This window comes from Serratia silvae (assembly GCF_023282985.1).
GTDB classification, from domain to species: Bacteria; Pseudomonadota; Gammaproteobacteria; order Enterobacterales; family Enterobacteriaceae; genus Chania; species Chania silvae.
In genome coordinates this window covers 148437-168135 of record NZ_JAGQDC010000010.1, presented here as the reverse complement: position 1 = coordinate 168135, position 19699 = coordinate 148437, and the positions used below count along the sequence as shown (strand labels likewise).

15 protein-coding genes are annotated in these 19699 nt (G+C 54.4%); 3 read left to right on the top strand and 12 right to left on the bottom strand.

All coding sequences use genetic code 11. The annotated features are described in order from the left end of the window. The 10 genes from KAJ71_RS14095 to fes all read right to left on the bottom strand — a co-directional run. Window positions 1–500: response regulator transcription factor (locus KAJ71_RS14095; RefSeq protein WP_248946304.1), on the bottom strand; the 500-nt coding region annotated here is incomplete at its 3' end. 348 nt (window positions 501–848) lie between these two features. Beyond that, the gene (locus KAJ71_RS14090; RefSeq protein WP_248946303.1) at window positions 849–1391 is read right to left on the bottom strand and encodes a fimbrial protein; all 543 of its coding nucleotides are present in this window, start codon (window positions 1389–1391) and stop codon (window positions 849–851) included. Between the two features lie 75 nt (window positions 1392–1466). Beyond that, window positions 1467–2642, bottom strand: coding sequence for a fimbrial protein (locus KAJ71_RS14085; protein WP_248946302.1), 1176 nt, complete (start codon window positions 2640–2642; stop codon window positions 1467–1469). A gap of 10 nt (window positions 2643–2652) precedes the next feature. Next, window positions 2653–5211, bottom strand: a complete 2559-nt coding sequence (locus KAJ71_RS14080; protein ID WP_248946301.1) for a fimbria/pilus outer membrane usher protein — start codon at window positions 5209–5211, stop codon at window positions 2653–2655. Window positions 5212–5318: 107 nt separating this feature from the next. Beyond that, a complete protein-coding gene (locus KAJ71_RS14075; RefSeq protein WP_248946300.1) occupies window positions 5319–5996 on the bottom strand; it encodes a fimbrial biogenesis chaperone in 678 nt (225 codons plus the stop codon). Between the two features lie 99 nt (window positions 5997–6095). Beyond that, window positions 6096–6641 carry a fimbrial protein gene (locus tag KAJ71_RS14070; protein WP_248946299.1) on the bottom strand — a complete coding sequence of 182 codons (546 nt, stop codon included), beginning with the start codon at window positions 6639–6641 and terminating at the stop codon, window positions 6096–6098. A gap of 496 nt (window positions 6642–7137) precedes the next feature. Then, window positions 7138–7686, bottom strand: a complete 549-nt coding sequence (locus tag KAJ71_RS14065; protein WP_248946298.1) for a tyrosine-type DNA invertase — start codon at window positions 7684–7686, stop codon at window positions 7138–7140. Window positions 7687–8044: 358 nt separating this feature from the next. Beyond that, on the bottom strand, window positions 8045–11992 hold the full coding sequence (locus KAJ71_RS14060) for an enterobactin synthase subunit F (RefSeq protein ID WP_248946297.1): 3948 nt from the start codon (window positions 11990–11992) through the stop codon (window positions 8045–8047). A 38-nt stretch (window positions 11993–12030) separates the two neighbouring features. Further along, window positions 12031–12237: an MbtH family protein gene (locus tag KAJ71_RS14055; RefSeq protein ID WP_021178678.1), complete on the bottom strand. Its 207-nt coding sequence runs from the start codon at window positions 12235–12237 to the stop codon at window positions 12031–12033. 10 nt (window positions 12238–12247) lie between these two features. Continuing rightward, the gene (fes, locus tag KAJ71_RS14050; protein ID WP_248946296.1) at window positions 12248–13600 is read right to left on the bottom strand and encodes an enterochelin esterase; all 1353 of its coding nucleotides are present in this window, start codon (window positions 13598–13600) and stop codon (window positions 12248–12250) included. Window positions 13601–13907: 307 nt separating this feature from the next. Between fes and KAJ71_RS14045 the strand changes: the two genes are divergently transcribed. The 3 genes from KAJ71_RS14045 to KAJ71_RS14035 all read left to right on the top strand — a co-directional run bounded on the left by KAJ71_RS14045 (window position 13908) and on the right by KAJ71_RS14035 (window position 17380). Continuing rightward, window positions 13908–16205, top strand: a complete 2298-nt coding sequence (locus KAJ71_RS14045; RefSeq protein ID WP_248946295.1) for a TonB-dependent siderophore receptor — start codon at window positions 13908–13910, stop codon at window positions 16203–16205. A gap of 125 nt (window positions 16206–16330) precedes the next feature. Further along, window positions 16331–16879 (top strand): nucleotidyltransferase family protein, encoded by a 549-nt coding sequence (locus tag KAJ71_RS14040; protein ID WP_248946316.1) that lies wholly within the window; start codon window positions 16331–16333, stop codon window positions 16877–16879. Between the two features lie 51 nt (window positions 16880–16930). Beyond that, on the top strand, window positions 16931–17380 hold the full coding sequence (locus tag KAJ71_RS14035) for a FlxA-like family protein (RefSeq protein WP_248946294.1): 450 nt from the start codon (window positions 16931–16933) through the stop codon (window positions 17378–17380). Between the two features lie 37 nt (window positions 17381–17417). Here KAJ71_RS14035 and KAJ71_RS14030 read toward each other — a convergent pair whose 3' ends face one another. Both KAJ71_RS14030 and ligA read right to left on the bottom strand, forming a co-directional pair. Further along, window positions 17418–17633 (bottom strand): DUF3820 family protein, encoded by a 216-nt coding sequence (locus tag KAJ71_RS14030; protein ID WP_021178683.1) that lies wholly within the window; start codon window positions 17631–17633, stop codon window positions 17418–17420. Further along, complete coding sequence (gene ligA, locus KAJ71_RS14025) at window positions 17633–19654, bottom strand: NAD-dependent DNA ligase LigA (protein ID WP_248946293.1); 2022 nt, start codon at window positions 19652–19654, stop codon at window positions 17633–17635. Before ligA ends, KAJ71_RS14030 begins: the two co-directional genes overlap by 1 nt. Window positions 19655–19699 lie beyond the last annotated feature (45 nt).

Here is a 19699-nt window from a genome sequence, read left to right as displayed (position 1 = left end):
CGCTTATGGGTACTGACGGTGCGGACATCGCGGTGCATCATCAACGCGGCAGTGGTCACGCTTTTACCGGAAAACAGGTGCGCCAACACATCCAGCTCACGGGACGTCAAGGCTTTGCCAACGGCAGACTGACCGCTCAGCAATTGCCGTACCTTATGGCTATAGCTACGACAGCCCGACAACACCTGCTGTACGCATTGCGTCAACGCCACGGCAGGCTCCTGTTTGAGCACCAGCCCTTTGATGCCTGATGCGGTCAGCAATTGCAGCACCCGGGGATCGTCAAGTGCGGTACACACGACCATCGCCGTGGTGGGCCAATGCTCCAGACAAAGTGCAATCAGCCTTAAGCCATCCAGAACCGACTCTTCCTCACCGCACAGTTCCATAATCAACAACCGGGCCGGGCGATGGCGCATCAATCCCGGGATTTGTGCCAGATTACTGACCCGCTGCACCTCATCCGTCAGGCCACAGGACTGAGCCAAAATATTACGCATGCCGAGTGCCGTAATGGGACAAGACTCCATTACAATCACCCCGTCCCCCTTTAGTCCATAAGGGCTGGGGGAATGCGCACTCCCTCTCTGATAAGTATGAACCGTTGTCACAATTAAACCTCCCATTTCTGCCGAATTCCCTTTTTTACTTCCTTGATAACTTGGTGTGCAAAAATGTCATCCCCTCTCTTATTGATGAGAGTTATCTTTTTTTATTCTTATTGACCAAATAAAATTAAAATAAAGCCAGCGATAAACGATAAATAAGCCCCAAAGCGATTAACACAAAAGACACAGGTAAAGCTGCCATGAGAAAATGGGGCCAGGCTTTCTTATGGCTAGAGGGGATTATGGCTCGTATTCGTACACAAACCCTATTGTTACAGCGGCTGATATGCTGCCGGGCGTTACGTTACCGGCCGTACTATAGGCTCTAGCTCTCAAATTATAAATCGCTTGCTTAGGGGTAATAGCGCCAACCTCAACCTTCATCGTCGCTCCCTTGCCCAACTTTAGAGTTTCAGCTTTGTCTACCAATTCGATCTGAACAGAATCCGCATCGCCATCATTCTTGTACATGTTTGGGTTCTCATCTGCTGGTGTTCCACTGAACGTGGCAACGACCCGATTTGTTGCAGCAGGGCAGTCTTTTAGCGTGATGGTAAAATCCGCCCATCCAGAATGGGAATTATCAGCAAACAAATTAGAGGCTTGAATATCACCCAGAGGAACCGTTTTATTGGCGTCATCGGTGTCAATCACACAGGGTGATGCCTTAACCGTACCGGTAATATGCAAGGTTGCCTGGTTTGCCAGCGCAGCACCACTAATGCCCATCCCACCCAACGCCAGGCATAGCGCCGTCGTTTTAAACAACTTGTTTATATCCATTTATATGTTCCTTCCTATAGTTGGTCCGCACTTAATTACTGTTTACAAAGCACCCGGTTACCACAGCCCATCTCATCAATTTTTCGACTCCAAATGCACATTTAACGTCGCGGTCGCATTAAATTTCCCGACCTCTGGCGGCTTACCCGTCGTACTGATCGGATAGGCCAAAAACGATGTCTCACCCGTACTAATCAGTTGACCAAGGCCTGTCATTTTTACTGGCAGTAAACTAGCCGAGCTCGGCGCATCCTCTACGGATGGGGAGGGTATAATGACCGGTTCCCCGGGACTGACATTATTGATAAACCTGATGCCAATATCTTCATTCTCAGACCCGTCCTCCTTGGTCGTCCGTAATGCCGTCTTGTTATGAATATTAGGCTCCCCTTTCAGCGTCAGGTAGACTTCCACTCCGTTGGAAATATTGCCGCAGTCCATCGTCAGATGCCCCTTATACACATTATCAAAACCGACAGGCATCTCTCCGGCAACCTTGAAGCTCTCGGACATAATATCGCCAAAGTTTATAGGGATCGCGGCATTATGTATTTCGCAGCTTTGATGCACTTTGACCGTCCCATTTATCGTCACTTTTGCTACGGGATTACCACTAACACTACCTCCTGACTGCTTTGCAGCGATATAAATATCCAAAATATGCGCGTTAATTGGCATCACGCCGACAAATGGCTTAACAATCAATAGGTTAATCATGCCATTACCACCACTGGCATATTCTTTACCTTTAGATGAAGTGCCATCGCACGATGAGGTATCTCCTTCCCAACCATTGCTTACTCCCACAAACGGTACAGAGAAATGTCGATTTGTTGCACCGCCGATATATACCTGCGAAGCAATGGCAAGAGTCTTATTTGTACCCGGTACTAAATAAAAATTCCAACCGTCATCTGTATGTATAATTCCCCCCATTTCTTCCGTAGGCTGAGCCGAAATATAGGATGCACTCATCTGGTTGTTGCTGCATTGGCATTTAACAAGATATGGAGCAGCCCCGCTGCCTTTCCAATCATGGTCTATTTCCCCATCCTTGATCGGCGGCTTACCCGCTGCATTATCGTCTGGTCTTAACATTTCCTTATCAAAATTGACAGTATACTGATGAGGGGCATCGACTGGCCAACACGGACCCGTTCCTTCTGCCAATGCCTGTTGCATCGTCCCCAAGCCACCGACCAGGGCAATCCCCATTACCGACCTGCGTACTATCGACTGCACTTTATTCATCTTTAACCCTTTATAAACATTGGCCGTTCATCAAACGAATACCGCTAGCTTCTTTCTGCTCCGGCAGGCTGTAAGATACCTGGCACTGTTGTGAGGCGGCATTGCCCCACTTCACGTTCAACTTGCCACTGCCAGCCATCCCTGAGAGGAACACCTGACCGGCATCACCCACGATGCTGGCATTGTTATCACCACCGTTGCTATCGGTCACCGTTGCACCGAACGGCACCGGTGCACCGCCCTGCATCAGCAGGGTCATCAGCACACGCTGACCAATATTGGGTTTGAAATCGGCACGCACGATAGCGCCACGGGTTGGGATCACCGTCTGGCTGCTCAGGGTCATATCCACGTCATCCGGCAGGGTCGTGGTATCTATGGAAATCCTGTTTTTGCGATAGGCTGAACCGTAAGGCACCACCGCATAGCCGCGCCAGTCGGTGCTCACCCCGGTCTGGTTGCTAATGTTTATGCCTTTAGCTCCCGGCGCTCTGACTAGCACCGCCGAGTCACCCATTGGCTGCGACAGCGTCAGGCCATTCTCGTGCAACAGAATACCGCCCGCTAAACCGTAGTTGAGACGCTGCTGGGAACGGTTATAGCCATACCCCAGGTTCACCCGCCCCAGGCCACCGCGATAGTTGAGGTTGCTGTTACCGTAAGCCCCCGTGCCCTGGCTGGTATAACCCTGGCTGACGCTATAGCTCAGATTGCCATTTGGCAAGGCGGTACCGCTCAGGCCGACCGCATTACTGGTGCTACCGTTGCGGCTGGTATTCAGGTTGTAGGTCGCATAGGTGTTTGGCAGCCATTTGCTCAACGGCACGTTGACGTTGAAGGCAAAGATATGGTCATCATTGGTTAAACGATCGCCACGGCTGTCATAAGCGTTTTTGTTGTAGGTATAGTTCAGGCCATAGCTGATGCCATTCCAGCTATTGTTATAGCCGACGCTCGCCGACTGGGTGCGACGCCTGTCATTCCAGTAGTTTTCGTTATACAGACTGAGCGACACCCCTCCTGCCCCCTCCCATAGGCGCTGGTTCAGCAACAGTTCGGCACGACTCTTCTTGTGGCTATTGTTTGGCGAAGAGCGTCCCCCGGTGTAGGTATCCAGCGTTTCCTGCAGCGTATAGAAGCCCGCCGTTGAGTAGCGATAGCTCGCCAGGCTAAAGCTGGTTCCACTGTCGGTAAAGTTCTTGCCATAGCGCATACGCCATGACTGGCCGCTTTCTTTGTCTGCATATTCCGGCTTGGCCCACGCCTGCGTGACATCAGCTGAAAATGCCCCGATCGCCCCCATATTCTGGCCCCAACCGAACGCCAGCGACTGGAATTTGCTGGCTGCCTGCATGCCGCCATAGAGCGTAGCGCCCCACGGTAGGCCGTAGATCGCCGTGCCTTGGGTAAACGGCGTATCGTCCACGTAACTGTTGGATGAACGATATTGGCCGCTGGTCAGGCTGTATTTCAAGCGCCCCTGGCGCTGTAGCACCGGTACGGCAGCAAACGCCACCACGATGTTCTGTTCACTGCCATCGGCCTCTTTAACGGTCACGTTCAAGTCACCACTACCCGCCGTCGGGTAAAGATCGGTGATTTCAAAGGCCCCAGGCGGCACGTAGCTTTGATAAATGACATTGCCGTTCTGGCGGATAGTGACCTGGGCGTTGCTACGCGCAATGCCACGTACCGTAGGTGCATAACCTTTCATGCTGTCCGGCAACATCTCATCATCCGAAGCCAATTGGCCCCCGCGGAACGATACGCTGTCAAAGACTTCACCCGGCGAGCTACTGTCACCCAGGATCAGTTGGCTCTTCAGCGCGACGATGTCGCGTTGCAGATAGGTATTGATGGAATTCCAGTGATCTTGACCACCACTGCTACGGTTCCAGGTCGAGTAGTTGCGCAAGCGCCAGGCGCCGAGGTTAAGCCCTGAACGCAGGTTGAGGTAATAGCTTTCACTGTCTTTCTGTTTGCTGTTACGTGTCCTGTTGCTGGCGCCGCTGAAGCTATAGTTGACCAGTAATGCTGGGATACCCTGATCCCATTTTTCAGGTGCAACATAGCCACGGGCTGTCGTATTCAGCGCCGCCTGCGGGATACTCACATTCAGCCGTTGCTGGTTAAAACGGAACGTGGCCGATGCCGAGGGAATGACCTGCGCAAGATCGATGCACTGCCCGGTAGCCTGAATTGCGGGGAAGGAGGCGATCTTCACGCCCATGGCCTCCAGCATGTCGCTGCTCAGACAGGGCTGCAGGCTAATTTTACCCGCAGAATCGCTTTGCAAAGAGAAATCGATATCCTGCGTATCGTACATCTCACCGTTTAAATAGATATCAACCCGGTATTTACCTGGAGCCTGGGTTTTGCCTTCCTCAAAAACAGCCAGATCAGCACCCCGCAGAGACGGGCTATCAAGCTCCAGCAGGGCCGGGTTAAAGTAATCACGGGCCTGCACACCACCGGAAACCCCCATCAGCATGGCGACCTGACATGAGATCAGCCACGCCAGCGGGGTACGGTTAAATCCGCGAGAACCTATACGCTTCGGGTTTTTCATCCATTTAACTCCATTTATCAGCAATGCCAGCAAAATTCGGCAAGCCGCGTCCTTACCCCTGCCACTGCCTGTTACAGGGATGAACTGTACTTATCCTGATAAGCGCCTTATATATTCCCGATAAACGGTGCACTGGTGCCGCCGTAATCGTTGATAATCTCCCAGCTCAGCGCCCCACCGGTGGCACTTCCGGCCGGTAATTCAAAACGCCGGCTGGATTGCGGTGCGACCATGGTGGCGCTCTTCACTTCACGACCGTTAAGCTTGACCTTGTAGAAGGCGATGTAATAAGGCGATGAATTGGTGACCTGAAGTGCATTGCCGCTACGCTGCCAGGTCAATGCCTCGGCAGCTTCGTTCATTGAACCGGGCAAGCCCCGTGGCCGGTAAATCAGCTTGATGCTGGTTTTGACCGCAATTTGCAGGGTGTTGGCTTTTTTCTCTGCGGAAGGGATGGTCTTGATATTCAGCCAGAAAAGCGACTCTTTATCGTTCGGTAAATCGCCACCTACACGCACCACCCGCAGAATGTTGTTTTGCTCGCCATCCAACCGGAATAAGGGGGGGGTAATAATAAACGGAGCTTTAGAGGCCACCCCTTTAGGCGAGTCGACCCAAGACTGGATCAGATACGGCACTTTATCCGGGTTGCTGAGCCCCAGCGACGCTTCCTTTTTACCCCCGTCATAAATCAAACGGGTTCCGCCGATAATGACGCCTGCCTGCACCTGGGCACCACACGCCAACAGCAACGCGGCAACGATTGTGCTCCGCCAAACTTTCATTGCTTGTTCATCCCTAAACCATTGAGAGAATAGCCAGGGGTGGCTTGTGCCCCCCTGACCAGGTTTTATGCCCCAGTAGAGAACAGGGCGGATAAAAACTTAATCACGCTCATATTGAATGGTAAAAGCAGCCGCTGCGTTTGCAGTACCGGCCTCCACCTTCGCCGCCGTTGCGTAGTAACGTGCAACAAATTTCAGAACGTTTTCCTCAGTATGAGACAACGTAGTCATGGTTGAATCTTTGTGCATAGAAACAACCTTGTTCGCCGGATCGGTGATCTGGATACCTACGCCAGTTGCCACGCCAGCGCCTTGGGTCAGAGCCAGAACGCTGTCATTGCCATCAACGCTGACGCCATCGAAACGAACGGCCGCCTTGCTAACGGTAGTTGGGCAGTTGATCAGCCTGATCTTGAAGTCCCCGGAAGAAGCCGTATTACCTGTTGGAGTACTGCCTGCACCGTTGAATGCTGACGCGGCAATAGTTCCCATAGGAACAGTCAGGTCGTCTATGGTAGAAGACATTTCACAACCAGTTTCGATGATCGTGCCTGTAAAGTTAACAGTACCATCCGCAGCAATAACTGCCTGAGAGGTAAATGCAGAGGCGGCCAACACAGCAACAGCGATTAGATTCTTGTTCATACTACTTTCCTTTTAAATAATGCACTTCAATACGCGCACTTGTTTATTGTTGACATAACCCTATGTCACTCCTTTTTATTTAGTTCACAGACTGAAAACCACCTCCGCAAATAGCGATTGGGTAGCGTTACCTTTCCAGCCAAACGATTCATTTTGAACTAAAGTGACTCCTTTAGTTAAATGAGCCACGGATGGCTACCAGAAAGGAGTAGTTCAAATAATTACTCTTACAAAATAAAAAAAACAGCATAATTAACTGGGTGAAAATTTAGAAAATTTTAACATTGGTTTTTTTAGAGTTTAAAGCAAGAAAATACATAGAATTTACTTAAGGAGGGGCAGACAAAAAACAAACTTTAACGCATTGTTATTTAAGTATTTTTTACGAAACCATGAAATATTGAATAGTTAGTGTTGACATTATTTTGGTGTATCCTTAGAGTATGTTGCAATTTAGTTCAAAGTGACTCATTAGACATATTTTTCCATTCACCCATCACCATACTTCCCTGAACCTCCTGGCATTACTGGCCGTATAAAGCACCGTATTCTGAATATTCCTATGACCAAGAAAGTCCTGAATCAAACGCGTATCGATCCCACGGTCTGCCAGGGCAAAACCGCAGCCATGACGCAGCATATGAGGATGTGCATTAACTTCCAGGTTAGCCGCCTCACTGTAATTACGGATTAACCAATAAATACGCTGGCGTGATAAGCGGGAACCACGGTTAGAAAGAAACAACCACTCCGTGTCTGCACCACGGTACTGTTTTCTCTTGGCCAGCCAACGCTGCAGGCATTTACGTTCGCGCACGTACAAAGGGTGGACGGTTGAGAAGCCGTTCTTCAACCGATGGATATAGATATTACCGCCTTCCAGGTCGATATCGGCAAGCCGCCAACTGTTGATTTCACTCACCCGGCAGCCATGGATAAAACACATCCAGATCAAACAATAATCACGCTCAGGGTTTTTACCCTTAAGGGTTGCCTCAAGCAATTTTTCTACTTCGGATGGGGTTACATGTTTACGATTGGTCATAATGCCTCTTTACTTGTTACCAACAAATATGTGGATATTTCCTCCTTTTTAATTTCCACAACCGCATTCAGGGAGATAAAACCCTGCCTCTGGATAACATCCTGAATCCTGGCAGGAGTATAGCCGATAAGCACTTTTATAACAGCCAGGACATTAAGCCAGGAAAAATGCGGCTATTGCATAAATGCTGCTCAATTAAAACTTTATGTTCAATTCAGCCAGCGGATAGTAAACAACGTTAACTTATAAATACGAAAGGGGCGAGCCTCATTAGAGTTCGCCCCTTTCGTGGAGTATGGCCAGCGCTATGTTTATCACTGAGGATTCGATACCGGCAACTATTATTCCCCCGTCACTGTTACAGTGCTCGCAACACCCGGTTCAACAATGGCCCCAACACCTTAAACGAAGCCGGTGAAACAATATCCACATGCGCACAATCCAGCTCAAACACTTGCAACGCATCGACATATTCCGCCCAGGTCTGATGCACATCCATGCCTGCTTGTAAGGTGCGCTTAGCCACAAACAGCGTCGCCTGCCCCTGGAAATGCGCCGTATGGGTGTGTGACAGCAGCCTGACCGAATCCGCGTAGTTGGCTTCGATATTGTCAAACATAGCGACCCGCGTCTCGCCCAGCGCCGGATCGAGCGTATCTTCTGATACCGCCAGGAACTGCTCTCGCTCTCGCTGTACCTCCTTGAGCACGTTGTCGTCCAGCATCACGTCCCAGTTCTGGGTTTCTGGCGGATAGGTATCCAGCAAGCCAAGGAAAGCAACCTCCTCCCCACGCGCCTGCAAACGCGCTGCGATACCTTGTGCCAACGTTCCCCCCAAGGAGTAACCGATAAAGTGATACGGGCCGTGTGGCTGTACCTGTAATACCGTAGCCAGATGCGCATCGCAGACCTGATCCATATCCTCACCAAGCGCCAGAGGGCCATCCGGGCGTGGAGACTGAATGCCCACCAGCGACCAATGCTGATCGATATAACGCGGCAACACGCTGAACTGCCAGGAGAAGCCGGAAGCCGGGTGCAGGCAGAACAGCGTTGGGCCTTCGGTGACGCGCAGCGGCAGCACGCTGTCGAAACCGCATTGGTCGGCCTCTTCCTGCGTGCGTTCTTCCGCCAGTAGCTGAGCCAGTTGCTCCACTTTCGAAGCGACCATCACCTGACCAACCGACACCGCTTTACCCAAATCGCGCCGCAACTCGGCGGCCAGGCGCATCGCCAGCAACGAATGCCCGCCCAAGGCAAAGAAATCGTCATCGGCAAACACCTGTTCACGCTGGAGCAAACGGGCGAAGACGGTAGCAATCTCGCTTTCCAACCCGGGTTCTGGCTCGCGTCCGGCCTTTCCGGCACCGGTTTGCGGCTGCGGTAAGGCTTTGCGATCGAGCTTGCCGTTAGCGCTCAGCGGCAACTCGGCCATTTCAACCAGCGCGACTGGCACCATATGCGGCGGCAAGCGATCGGCTAGCGCGGCACGCAGGGTTTCGCTATCCAGATACACCCCGGGCTGCGGGACCAGATAGCCCACCAGTTGCCGAGCATCGCCACCCATCGCATCGGCGACCGTGCCCTCCAATACCAAGGCATGGGCCACCGCCTGACGTACGCCCGGCAGTGACAGCAAGGCATGGTCGATCTCACTGAGTTCAATCCGCTGGCCGCGAATTTTCAGCTGATCGTCGCTGCGTCCCAGATATTCTACCGCACCGTCTGGCAGCCAGCGGGCAACATCACCGGTGCGATACATCCGGCCACCGTTGCCTTGCGGATCGGCAACGAAGCGGCTGGCGGTCAGATCCGGTCTGGCCAGATAACCCTGAGCCAATTGCACACCGGTCAGATAAAGATCGCCTGCCACGCCCGGTGGTACTGGGCGTAAGCGCGCGTCGAGAATACGTAGACCGGTATTCCACACCGGCAGGCCGATGGGAACGTTAGCGCCAGTGACAGCAGCAAGGGCGTCACCAAAGGCCGGATGCCAGGTCACGTCCACTGCCGCCTCGGTAGGGCCGTAGAGGTTATGCAACGGTACCTGAGTGCGGCTCTGCCACAGACGGCACAGCTCTGCCGGTAACGCCTCACCGCTACAGAACACCTGACGCAGTGGCTGGCAATGGGCGATGGCGGTTGCACTGTCCAGCGCACCGACAAAGGCTGCCAACATTGAGGGAACAAAGTGCATCGTAGTGACTTTATGCCGATCAATCAGCGTTTGCAGTTGCTCGGGATCGCGGTGCGCCTCCGGTGGTGCCATCACTAACTGCGCACCCACCATCAGTGGCCAGAAGAATTCCCACACTGAAACGTCAAAGCTGCAAGGTGTTTTCTGTAGCACCACATCATCTGCCGCCAGCGGGTACTGATGCTGCATCCACAGTAAACGGTTAACGATAGCCTGATGCCCCACCAGCACGCCTTTCGGCCGCCCGGTTGAGCCGGATGTGAAGATGATATAGGCCGGATGATGCGGTGTCGGGCCTTGGATCGCGCTTGCAGCAGCAGCGGTGGCTGCCAATGGCGCATCGTATAACAGCACTTCTCCCTGCCCCACGAAACGCGCCTGCTGGGAGGCATCGGTGATAATCAGCCGTGGGGCCGCGTCTTCCAGCATCATGCTGAGACGCTCATCTGGATAGCCGGTATCCAGTGGCAAATAGGCCGCCCCCGCTTCCACTATCGCCATTAACGCCAGCGACAGGAAGACCGAACGCGGCAATGCCACCGCCACGATGTCTCCCGGCTGCACACCCTGAGCCACCAAACGCTGGGCCAGGGCGATCACTTGCTCGCGAGTTTCGCGGTAATTGAACCGGTAGTGCTCATCTGCCAACGCCGGAGCATCCGGGGTTTTATTCGCCTGCTCGGCCAGCAGACCGCTGAGGGTCTGTGCTGCCACCGGATAAGCGGTGTCGTTCACCTTGGCCAGCAGGGCGTGATCTTTTTCACTCAGTAAATCGGCTTCGCTTACCGGCAATGTCGGTTGGGCAGCAAACTGCCGCAGCAGCAGCGGCAAGCGCTGTAAGTGCTCCGTCAGTTCGGCCAACTGATAACGCTCGGCATTGGCCAATAGCTCAATCTTCAGCGTGCCAGCCTCGTCGATAAACAAGGCGATTTCCAAATCACGCACCGGACCAGAGGCCAGATCGTGGGTGATCCCTTTGATACCGGCAAAATCGAGCTGGTAGTCGAACATCTTGAAGTTGAAGACGGTGCCATACAGCGGCTGGCTGTCGCCAACCCGCCCCAGATCGCGCTGTACCTGTTCGGCATCATAGCGCTGATGGCGGCGGGCAAATTTCAGTTCACGGCTGATTTGCGCGGCGATATCGGCCAGCGTTGCCTGCGGCGCGACGTGCATCTCCACCGGCAGTACGTTAATCACTGGCCCGGTGGCACAAAGCGCAGCCGACCCCATGCGGCGCATAAAAATAAACCCGGCGCTGTAGCGGGTTTGGCCTGTCAGACGAGCCACCCACACGGCCACCAGCGCCATCGCCATATCGGCTGCGCTGAGCTGCTGTTGCTGGCCCACGCTGACTAGTGGCGCAAGATCCTGCGCGGCACAGAGTTGTGCCAAGCGGTGAATACGCGTCGAGGGTGCCTGCCCGGCCAACGGCTGCGGGCATAGGGTGGCTGGCGTGGGCAACTGCCGCGCCTTGTTCAACCAAAAATCGGCATCGCGCTGATAACCTGGGGAATGCTGGTACTGCTGATATTCGGCCACCACATCGCTAAAAGGCGTGAACGGCGTCGGCTCCGGCTGCGCGTGCTGATATAGGCGGGTATAAATATTGGCGATACGGCGGGCAATGGCGGTAAAGCTGAAGCCATCAACCACCAGATGATGATAACGCTGATACCAGAACCAGCGATCGTCGGCCAGACGCATCAGGATATGGCGATACAATGGCTTGCCGCTGCTCACCCGCAATTCGGCACCAAGGTCGATCTGCATCAGCGCATGGGCCGCCGCGTCAGCATCCGCCGAGTTGCTTAAATCAATCCATTCCGGCGCAGCCAACGGCATCGCGGCGTCGTAATACTGCATCGGCACACCATCACGCTCGACGAAACGCAGCCGTAAGGTGTCCACTTCGGCCAGGCCTAGTGAGATCGCCCGTAACAGATGGTCTTTATCCAGCGGGCCGTTCAGTTCGATATAATGGGCGACCGCATAAGCATTGCCATACGGTGAAATTTGATCGGCAACCCAAATACCGGGCTGCGCCGCCACCAATGGCAACTCAACGGTAACCTGTTGCCCGGTGGGTAAAATAGAGGTTTCTGACACGACGTTCGCTCCTGTTGTCGGTTCTTGCTGCGTCTCCATCACGCCTTACGCAGTGATGCGGGCCGCATATCCTGCCAATTCTGTTCTAGCCAGTGAACACAGTGCTCCCGGGAAGCTGGGCCAAAAACGCTGACCCAGCCTGCCGGGATGGCGCTGAAATCCGGCCACAGGCTGTAAAGCAGTTCTTCATTACGCAGGACGTAGCAAATTTGCTGCTCGTCATCGAACGGGTTTAAGGTTTCCATCACTTGCTCCTTAAGCATGAAGAGGGTTGGCGGACAGCTTCAATTCGGCACGGCGGTTGACCAACTCCGACCAATGCGCCTGCAAACCATCGAGTAAGCCGCCACGCCAGCACAGCGCATCGTGCCCGCCCTCCACCAGCCGATATTGCACCTGATGCCCCGTTGTGCTTAACAGGGCCGCCATGCGGTCATTAACCCGGTGGACCAGCTTTTCATGCGCCCCGGCCTCTAAAAACACTTTCAGCTTGCCGCGCCCCCCCAACTGCCGGTTTTCTACCTGGCGGATCAACCAGCAGGCATCCTCGGGCACGGTGGGCAGTTGCAACATATCGCGGCGTGGCCACCAGAAAGAGCCCGATTGGCTGATGGTGGCACCAAAATATTCCGGCCAGCGCAGGCCAGCATAGAGCGACCCCAGGCCACCAAAGCTTTGCCCTGCGACTACGGTGCTGGCAGCCTCACGGCTGTGCGGTGCCCAGTCGGCCAACTGCGGTAATAACTCTTCCTGTAGGGCCAACCAAAACTCATCATTGCAGGTCAGTTCCCTTGCGCGGTGTTGCTGGTCGATCACATCGATCAGCAGGTAGACCGCCTCTGGCAGTTGGCCAGTACGCGTCAGGTGCATCAGCGGATCCCAGACCGGCATCTGTTTGGCCCAGAATTGGCCGTCCAGCAAAATCGCTAATGGCCGCGCCGCCGGGTTACTTTCACCGGTGGAGTAAACCCAGACGTTGCGGGAGGAACCCAATCGCTGGCTATGCCAGGTATGCCGTTGCAGTTTGGCTGGGGGGGCTGGCGTACAACGGCCACTGGTCACCGCATAGTTGTCAAAGTCTCGCCAGGCCGTTTGTTGGGGAGCCTGCGGCATATGCAGGCCAGAGAGATAATGCCCTCCCACTCCGGGCCAGGCGCGGTAAGGATTGAGCAAATCGTGGGTTGCGCTGGCAAACACCTGGTGCCACCAGTGGCGTGTGGAATGCATGTTGGCATGAGTATTATCCCCCTGCGGTTCGAACGGACGATCATCCTTGCTGGGGATAAAACAGTAGCTACCGCGCCAGTCGCCTTGCAGCTCGGTTTGCCAATACCAAACGTCCGAGCCTGTAAGCCGTTGCAGGCTCTGCGGGGGCGACGCTTGATGATGATCGGTAAGGCAGTTGATATGGATCCAGACTCGCCGATAAGCCGAGGTCAATTCACCGCCCTGAGGGTCGCGCCACAAGAACGTCACCTTCCATCGCCCATTATCCTGCGGTTCCACCAAGGGGGTGCCACGCCGGGCGATATCCAGCCACCAACCGTGGCTCCCTGCATGCTTGCTCGCCAATAACGTACTGCTTGCTGGTTGTTGTTCAGTTTTCAAAACGCCCACTCATTGTGTTGTTGGCAAGGCACGCCGTGCGACTCACCGGTTCCCAAATGCCAAACGGCACAAGGAATACTATTGATAATTATTTGCATTTGCAATAGTGTAGAGAAGCTTGAAATAGAGCGGGCATTCTTCAACAGGGATGGATGCCGAATTATTGAACGGGATCTTGCTGCCAGTCAGCCTGGCCTCCGGGTCTCGTTACTATTTTCGACTACACAATAAAACTACAACAAACCGTTCCGTTACCGGTTGTCACACAGCGCCGCATCAGGAAGGGTTGTTAGGTAGGAACCTCAAAATGAATCGGAAGTTATCTCGTTATTCTTTAGCCACACTCATCGGGTTAGGATTGGGCACGTCTGCATTTTCCGTTACGGTCAATGCCGAGCAAACGGCCACCACCTCAGACAGCGCCGCGCTGGCTGAGAAAAGCAAAAAAGAATCCGCCTCTGAAGATGTCATCGTGGTCACCGCCGCTAAACAAAACCTTCAGGCTCCCGGTGTATCCACCATCACTGCCGAAGAAATCAAACGACGCCCTCCAGCTCGTGACATCAATGAGTTGATCCGTACCATGCCGGGGGTCAACCTGACCGGTAACTCCACCAGCGGCCAACGGGGCAACAACCGCCAACTCGATATTCGTGGCATGGGGCCAGAAAATACCCTGATCCTGATTGACGGCAAACCGGCCAGCAGCCGCAACTCGGTGCGCCAAGGTTGGCGTGGCGAGCGTGATACCCGTGGCGACACCGCCTGGGTGCCACCGGAGATGATCGAGCGTATCGAAGTACTGCGTGGCCCAGCGGCTGCCCGCTATGGCAACGGTGCGGCAGGTGGCGTGGTCAACATCATCACAAAAAAAGCGGGCCAGGATCTGCACGGCTCTCTGAATGGCTATTTCAACGTGCCGCAGCACAAAGATGAAGGCGCAACCAAACGTACCGATTTCAGCCTCTCCGGCCCGTTAAGCGATCAGTTGAGCTTCCGTCTGTTCGGTGGCTACAGCAAAACGCAGGCCGACGCCTGGGATATTAACCAAGGGCATCAGTCCGAGCGTACCGGTACCTATGCCAATACTCTGCCTGCCGGTCGTGAAGGGGTGGTCGACAAAAATATCGATGCCTTGCTGAGCTGGGAATTCGCCCACCTGCAGACCTTGGATTTCCAATATGCCTATGGCCGCCAGGGTAACCTGTACGCCGGGGATACCCAGAACACCAACACCAACGCGCTAGTACAGAGCAATTACGGTAACGAAACCAACCGTATGTATCGTGAAACCTATGCGGTCAATTATCGTGGCGCATGGGATAGCGGCGTCAGTACCAACAACTATGTCCAATTCGAGCGCACGCGCAACACCCGTTTAGCCGAAGGGCTGGCCGGGGGCACCGAAGGGATCTTCGCCAACGACAGTTTTAATACCACCCGTCTGGACGATTTCCTGGCCCACAGCGAAATCAGCATTCCGTTCGATATGTGGGTGCCACAAACCGCAACGCTGGGTACCGAGTGGAATCAACAGAAGATGAAAGATCCTTCTTCGACCACCCAGTCGCTGACCGGTACGAATACCGGGGGAGCGATCCCAGGCACCGATAGTAGCAACCGCAGCCCGTACTCCTCCGCGGATATCTTCTCGCTGTTTGCCGAAGATAATATCGAGTTGACTGATACCACAATGTTGACTCCAGGCCTGCGTTACGATCATCACTCCACGGCCGGTAACAACTGGAGCCCGTCGCTTAACCTGTCACAGGAATTGGGCGATCTGTTTACCCTGAAAATGGGTATTGCTCGCGCCTATAAGGCCCCCAACCTGTTCCAGAGCAACGGCGATTATATTCTCTACAGCAAAGGACAGGGCTGTGCCGCCAGCGCGACGGGGACCGGCTGCTATCTGATGGGTAACGACGATCTGAAGGCCGAAAACAGTATCAACAAAGAGATCGGACTGGAGTTCCACCATGAAGGTTGGCTGGCCGGTATCACCTACTTCCGTAACGATTATCGTAACAAGATCGAAGCGGGCTATTCGCCATCGGCCTCTATCTCCAGTAAAACCGATATCTATCGCTGGGAAAACGTGCCAAAAGCGGTGATCCAAGGTCTGGAAGGAACGTTGAACGTACCGGTGAGCGAAAGCGTCGCCTGGAACAACAACGCCACCTATATGATTGAGAACGAGAATAAAACCACCGGTGACTACCTGTCGATTATTCCCAAGTTCACCATCAACTCAACCCTAAGCTGGCAGGCCACGCAGGATCTGTCTTTGCAGACCACCGCAACCTGGTATGGCCGTCAAAAGCCGAAGAAATACAACTACCGTGGGGAACCAACCAGTGGCCCGGAAACTCGTGAGGTCAGCCCTTACGCGATCTTTGGCCTGAGCGGCACCTATGCGTTGACTAAAAATGTCAGCGTGACGACGGGGATCGACAACCTGTTCGACAAACGTCAGTTCCGTTCCGGCAACTCGCAAAACGTGGGTAACCCAATCACCGGGGCAGTCAATATCTACGGTGCCGGGGCAGCAACCTTTAACGAACCAGGTCGGACTTACTTTATGAGCCTGAACACCCAGTTCTGAATACGTGTTACCGAGTCAATCTCAGCGCGGCTTATGCCGCGCTTTTTTTTGCCGTTATCGCCATCACACTGCCGCCCGTTTCGGGTTACAGTAGCGCAAACAAAGGAGCATTGATGGCACTCTTGATGGCACTACAGCAACAGATTATTGATTGGTTACGCCAAGATAGCGAACGTATGCAGGCATTAGCGACCGCCCGGCGGCTCGGGCTGAACGATTGGTGCCTGGGTGCGGGTTTTGTGCGTAATCTGGTGTGGGACCGGCTGCATGGTTTTACGGCCAGCACGCCGCTCAACGATATCGATGTGATCCATTTCGATCCGCGCCACAACGATGCCGAGCGCGACCGGATGCTAGAGTCACGCCTGTTGGAGTGGTCGGCACAACCCTGGTCGGTAAAGAATCAGGCACGTATGCACCTGCGTAGTCACCGCGCGCCCTATCGCGACAGCGAAGACGCCATCAGTTATTGGACAGAGATCGAAACCGCCGTGGGTGCCAGATTGCAGGCCGATGGCAGTATCCAGCTCGTCGCCCCTTTCGGCCTACAGACGCTGTTTAACCACAGCATCACCTTCAACCCCAAGAGCAACAACCTGGCCGCTTTCGAACAGCGCGTGGTGGAGAAACAGTGGCTCAAACTCTGGCCACAGCTAAAGCTGACGCCAAGGTAAAGTTTTGCCGCGATTTGCCGATACCTCTGACAAGCTACCTGGGAGGATCGCATGTCGACCAACATTACCATGATTGTGCCCATCAAGAACCCGATTGCCGGAGTCCGCGAGGTGTTTACCGCCACCGGTAAAGGCGGGGCTGCCCTGATGTCGGCACCGGTTAACAATGCCCCAGAAGGGGGGAAGGCCAAGAAAACCGAGACTGATACACCGGTGACCCCAAAAGATAGCAGCGCGGCCTCGCGTATTTCAGCGCTATTTAAGCAGATCCAGAATCTGCAGCAAAAGCTCGTCGAGCTGCAAAACTCGGATGGCGACGCTAAACAGATCGAACAGCAAAAACAGCTGATCATGAGCCAGATCCAAATGCTCCAGGCTGAGATCGCACGCATCCAGAAACAAGAAATGGAAAAGCAGCAGGAAGAGCAGATGGCCAAGGCCATGAGCGGTGATGGCGTCAACCGCCCTACCGCCGCCAACGCCGTGGACGTTTATATCTAAACGTTGAAGGGCGCAACATGGCGTTACGCCCATCGACTCAGCTTTTCTTCAGGGGTTTGATCAAGTGATCCAACCCTTCAATTTTAATCGCCAACGTCATTTCCATCAGCATTCCCAGTCTGCCGTTGGGGAATTCACCCTTACGGGCGAACCACAGCAGATACTCTTCCGGCAGGTCGATCAGCACCCTGCCCTGGTATTTGCCAAAAGGCATCACGGTGTTGGCGATTTCAATCAGGTTCTCTTTTTCCATCAGGCCCCCAGCAGGCGGATCATCTCCGCCTCGTCGATCACCTCGATCCCCAGTTCCTGTGCCTTGACCAGCTTGGAACCGGCGGCCTCACCCGCGATCACCAGATCGGTTTTCTTGGATACGCTGCCGCTAACCTTGGCCCCCAGCGCCGTCAGCCGATCTTTGGCTTCATCACGGGAAAGCTGGCTGAGAGAACCGGTCAGCACCACGGTTTTACCGGCAAACGGGCTGTCGATCTCATCGCTAACCACCACTACCGGTGCTGGCCAGTTAATGCCGATTTCCGAGCTGATCAGCTCAGCGATCACCTGCTGGTTATGTGCTTCAGCAAAGAAGTTCACCACGTGGCTGGCTACCACTTCGCCCACGTCCGGCACCTGTTTTAACGCGTCCAGATCGGCCTCTCGCAGCTTCTCCAACGAGCCAAAATACGCCGCCAGACCGGCTGCCGTGGCCTCTCCTACCTCACGAATACCCAACGCATACAGGAAGCGCGCAAAGGTGGTCTGTTTGGCGGTGGTCAAGGCATTGACCAGATTCTGTGCCGATTTTGGCCCCATGCGATCAAGCCCGGTGAGAATACCGGCGGAAAGACGGAACAGGTCGGCTGGCGTTTTGACATATTCTTTATCGACCAACTGTTCGATGATTTTATCGCCCATGCCGTCAACGTCCATCGCCCTGCGGGAAACAAAGTGCTTCAGCGCCTCTTTACGCTGGGCACCGCAGATCAGCCCGCCAGTACAGCGCGCAATGGCTTCGCCTTCCACCCGTTCCACATCGGAACCACAAACCGGGCAATGCTGTGGGAATACCACTTCACGCGCGTCCTGCGGGCGGCGATCTTCGATCACCCCGACCACTTTGGGGATCACATCCCCGGCACGGCGTACGATCACCGTATCACCGATGCGCAGGCCAAGGCGTTCGATTTCATCGGCATTATGCAACGTGGCATTGCTAACCATCACCCCGGCCACCAGCACCGGCTCCAGGCGCGCGACCGGCGTGATGGCACCGGTACGCCCGACCTGGAATTCCACTTCCCGCACCACGGTGATCTGCTCTTGTGCCGGGAACTTGAACGCCGTGGCCCAACGCGGTGCGCGAGCAACAAAGCCCAGAGATTCTTGCAGATCGATATCGTCGATCTTCACCACTACACCGTCGATATCAAAGCCAAGATTGATGCGGTCTTGTTCTACCTGACGATAAAACGCCAGTACCTCATCGCTACCGGTACAACGTTTGACGCGATCGCTCACCGGCAAGCCCCAGGCTTTGAACTGCATCAGGCGTTGCCAATGGCTACGCGGCAACTCGCCCCCTTCCAGCAGGCCAACACCGTAGCAGAAGAAGGTCAACGGACGCTTGGCCGTGATACGCGGATCAAGCTGACGCAGCGAGCCAGCCGCCGCGTTACGCGGGTTGGCGAAGATTTTGCCGTCTTTGCGGCGCGCCTCTTCGTTCATCTGCTCAAAACCGGCATGCGGCATAAAAACTTCACCACGCACTTCCACCCGGCGCGGAATATTGTCACCAGTCAGGCGCAGCGGAATGGCGCGGATGGTGCGCACATTGGAGGTGATATTCTCACCGGTGGTGCCATCGCCACGCGTAGAGGCTCGCACCAGTTCACCATCTTCATACAGCAGACTGACGGCCAATCCGTCCAGCTTCAGTTCACAGCAGAAGGTCAGCGGCTCGCTGCTTTTCAGGCGATCCTGCACGCGCTTGTAAAACGCCAGGTAGCTCTCTTCATCAAAAACGTTGTCCAACGACAGCATCGGCACTTCATGGCGCACCTGATCAAACGCCGCCAAGGGGGCCGCCCCGACGCGCTGAGTCGGCGAATCGGCGGTGATCAGCTCTGGATGGGCTTCTTCCAGCTCACGCAGCTCACGCATCAGGCGATCGTATTCCGCATCCGGGATCTCCGGCGCATCGAGTACGTGATACTGATATTCGTGATGGCGCAATGAGGTGCGTAGTTGATTGATTGTTTCGTTAATCGATGCCATGGCTCACCATCAAAGATAAAAAACCCCCGGCTGGCGGGGGTTCTG

Coding starts and splice junctions, on each gene's coding strand:
- KAJ71_RS14045 (WP_248946295.1), top strand. CDS start 13,908: ATGAATCGGAAGTTATCTCGTTATTCTTTAGCCACACTCATCGGGTTA.
- KAJ71_RS14085 (WP_248946302.1), bottom strand. CDS start 2,642: ATGAATAAAGTGCAGTCGATAGTACGCAGGTCGGTAATGGGGATTGCC.
- ligA (WP_248946293.1), bottom strand. CDS start 19,654: ATGGCATCGATTAACGAAACAATCAATCAACTACGCACCTCATTGCGC.
- KAJ71_RS14065 (WP_248946298.1), bottom strand. CDS start 7,686: ATGACCAATCGTAAACATGTAACCCCATCCGAAGTAGAAAAATTGCTT.
- KAJ71_RS14040 (WP_248946316.1), top strand. CDS start 16,331: ATGGCACTACAGCAACAGATTATTGATTGGTTACGCCAAGATAGCGAA.
- KAJ71_RS14075 (WP_248946300.1), bottom strand. CDS start 5,996: ATGAAAGTTTGGCGGAGCACAATCGTTGCCGCGTTGCTGTTGGCGTGT.
- KAJ71_RS14090 (WP_248946303.1), bottom strand. CDS start 1,391: ATGGATATAAACAAGTTGTTTAAAACGACGGCGCTATGCCTGGCGTTG.
- KAJ71_RS14055 (WP_021178678.1), bottom strand. CDS start 12,237: ATGGAAACCTTAAACCCGTTCGATGACGAGCAGCAAATTTGCTACGTC.
- KAJ71_RS14030 (WP_021178683.1), bottom strand. CDS start 17,633: ATGGAAAAAGAGAACCTGATTGAAATCGCCAACACCGTGATGCCTTTT.
- KAJ71_RS14035 (WP_248946294.1), top strand. CDS start 16,931: ATGTCGACCAACATTACCATGATTGTGCCCATCAAGAACCCGATTGCC.
- KAJ71_RS14070 (WP_248946299.1), bottom strand. CDS start 6,641: ATGAACAAGAATCTAATCGCTGTTGCTGTGTTGGCCGCCTCTGCATTT.
- KAJ71_RS14080 (WP_248946301.1), bottom strand. CDS start 5,211: ATGAAAAACCCGAAGCGTATAGGTTCTCGCGGATTTAACCGTACCCCG.